At 38.9% G+C, this 2,632-nt stretch carries 3 protein-coding genes; 1 reads left to right on the plus strand and 2 read right to left on the minus strand.

Going from position 1 to position 2,632, the window contains the following annotated elements:
- Positions 1–168: 168 nt before the first annotated feature.
- Complete coding sequence (locus PX481_RS23730) at positions 169–852, minus strand: Rho termination factor N-terminal domain-containing protein (protein WP_002758822.1); 684 nt, start codon at positions 850–852, stop codon at positions 169–171.
- Complete coding sequence (locus tag PX481_RS23735; RefSeq protein WP_002758821.1) at positions 849–2,189, minus strand: ParA family protein; 1,341 nt, start codon at positions 2,187–2,189, stop codon at positions 849–851. The genes PX481_RS23730 and PX481_RS23735 overlap by 4 nt, the downstream gene beginning before the upstream one ends.
- An 84-nt stretch (positions 2,190–2,273) precedes the next feature.
- Here PX481_RS23735 and PX481_RS23740 point away from each other — a divergent pair.
- A partial coding sequence (locus PX481_RS23740; protein ID WP_288096388.1) for a GAF domain-containing protein occupies positions 2,274–2,632 on the plus strand: 359 nt, incomplete at its 3' end.

Here is a 2,632-nt window from a genome sequence, read left to right on the forward strand (position 1 = left end):
GTAGCCTAACATGATCGGGCGTTGGGTTTCATGCTTCAACCCAACCTACGTTCTAGGGTTGATTCAAGGTAGGGTTGATTCATGAATCAACCCTACCCCGACTGATTACTGTTTACTGTTCACTGAAAATACTTCCCACTTCCTAACTCATAATTGATACTCCTTTTTCTATTGCGCTAATATTCTGACTAGCTCTGCTTTCTTCATCTTGCTTAAACCAACGATTCCTTTTTCTTTGGCTAGAGTCTTTAATTCAGAAACAGTCTTGAGTTTGAGAGTTTCTTCTGAAAACTCCTCAATCACTGCATCTTGAGGAGTGAGATAAAAGAGAGTTTTGAGTAAATCTAATCCCTTCCCTTTTGTAATTCCACACTTGAGGGCAACAATTGAATCTAAACTCTTCCAGAATTGACGGGGAGCTTCATCAATCCTAGCAGTAGCAGTGGCTAATTTAACTGTTTTTAGGGGGCTATTCGGTTGTTCAATCAAGAACTGTAAAGCAGATTTAATTTCTTCTCTTGAAGCTGTTGACAAATTTAGTTTTGGGGTTTCTTCTCTTGCCAAAACTCTGGATATATTCCTAGCATCTTCTGTTCCATCGGCAATAATACACCAAATTCTTTCTAGTCCAGCCCTTTCAGCCACAGCATAAACAAATGAGTTGCCGATAACTTCATAGCGATCCTCTGATAGTTCTTTCACGATTACAGGCAGCCAATTGCGTCCACCTGTCTGCTGTAATAGTTTAGCAGTAGCTTCAATTAAAAAACTATCAGCATCGGTTCCATTAGTAATTTCTATTTCATCTAGGTATAGATACTTTAAAGTACCAATATCGGTATATTCCATCATTGTAAAAAATACTCCTTTGCTAAGTCTTTGTAATAGTCATGAGCGGAACGATGTTTATAAACGGCCGGCACGCGAGCGAAGGCAGCACTGGCTATAATAGCGTATTCTGGCAGGTGATGAATATGTAAATCTTTTTTGGCATCAGTGTATCTGGGATAAAAATAAGGTAAAAGGGTTTTGTCATTTTCTAGTATTTGATCAATTTCTTTTTGGGCAAGCTCTAACTGTGGTTGAGTAATCTTCTCACCGTTGAAAAAAATTGGTAAGGCTATGGGAGTCCCATCTTTTTTAAAATTTTGCATTTGCGGCAGAAACTCCTTGATGGCAGTGGCTGCATTATTAAGGGAGAATGAATTGTTATGTTTTGTGGGTAAGAGGACAACATCGGCAGCATAAACAGCCAGCTGGCTAGGAAATCGCCAATTGGGAGCTGCATCTATAAAGATGTAATCATATTCATATCTAGCTAAGTCTAATTTTCTATGGAGAGTGAATATTTTCATTTGAGAATTATACTGAAATTCCGGATACTCTGCCATTTTAGGATCAGCAGGAACAACATCGAAAGTAATTTTTAATTTTTTAGTCTGAAAAATGTAGATATAGGGACGAATCACTGATTTTAGATCAATATTGCGGTCAGTTAAAGCCTTTTCTAGTAGGCCATCTTCTGGGTTTATATTTAGGAGAGAGCTAGTTAAATCTCGTTGATTAAAATCAAAGTCTAAAACTAGAACTTTTTTACCTAAAAAAGCAAGAATAGCCGCAAGATTTATGGTTGTGGTGGTTTTGCCTACACCGCCTTTATTATTGTAAACAGTAACCGTTAATGCTTTGGGAGTCTTGTCAATTTTTGTCTTGATCCGAGCTACAGTCTCATCAATGTTCTCAGGAGTTATTGCTATGCAAGTAGTGGCAGGAAAAATGATTTTACCATGTTTTCTAAATAACTGGATGTGTGAACCGTTAGTGATAATTCCCCATTGGGCTGCTTGACAGTTATTCCCTAATAACTGACGCTTTAACTTATCGACAGTTGCCTTATAACCTGGACTATTTTCAGTTAAGTTAGTATATCTATCTTTTAACTCTATCAGCAGAAAAGGATTACTCTTTGTCTGCAAAAAAATATCGTTTTCTAGGTTTCTCCGAGTGGCAAAGTCGGTAATCCCACCGCCTCCCGTGTCGTACTCTGGAATTCTCTCCGTGGTTGAAAATCCTAAATATGATATCAGGTAAGGTGCAAAGTTGGTGCTAACGATCGCTTCCGACGCATCTTGAGGCAAATGCTGAAGATAAGATTTGAGACTTGTTACTCTGGGGGTGTTATCTTTCATTTCAGTTCACAAACTATAGACTAAAGTTAATGAATTACTGTTTTTTTGAGTATAACACCCCATCTCCTCAACCCCTAACCCATTATGGAAAAATTAACTAATCTCGATCGCATTGCTGAAGAAATTTTAGGTTTAATTCCAACAGAAACGGTTATCATTGCCCTATTTGACGGTGATAGTATTGATTATCGGGCGGGTGCAGGTAAAAACACCGGGGCAATTGTCGGCAAAAGGGGAGATATTGCCACGTCGGGATTGTGTACGGTGGTTTACCAGGGTAGTTGTCCGGTGGTGGTGGGACAAACCCTAGGAGATAATCGCATTCGTCAGGATATAGCGGTGGCTTTGGGGATAAAAACGGCTTTAGCTGTGCCAATTAGGATTAATAATCGGTTATTTGGTGCAGTAATGCTGTTAAACCGTCTCGATGGTCAGGAATTGAC

This window comes from Microcystis sp. M53603_WE2, assembly GCF_030065435.1.

Excerpts from the sequence above, each read along its gene's own strand:
- PX481_RS23730 (WP_002758822.1), bottom strand. The coding sequence starts at position 852 with ATGATGGAATATACCGATATTGGTACTTTAAAGTATCTATACCTAGAT.
- PX481_RS23735 (WP_002758821.1), bottom strand. The coding sequence starts at position 2,189 with ATGAAAGATAACACCCCCAGAGTAACAAGTCTCAAATCTTATCTTCAG.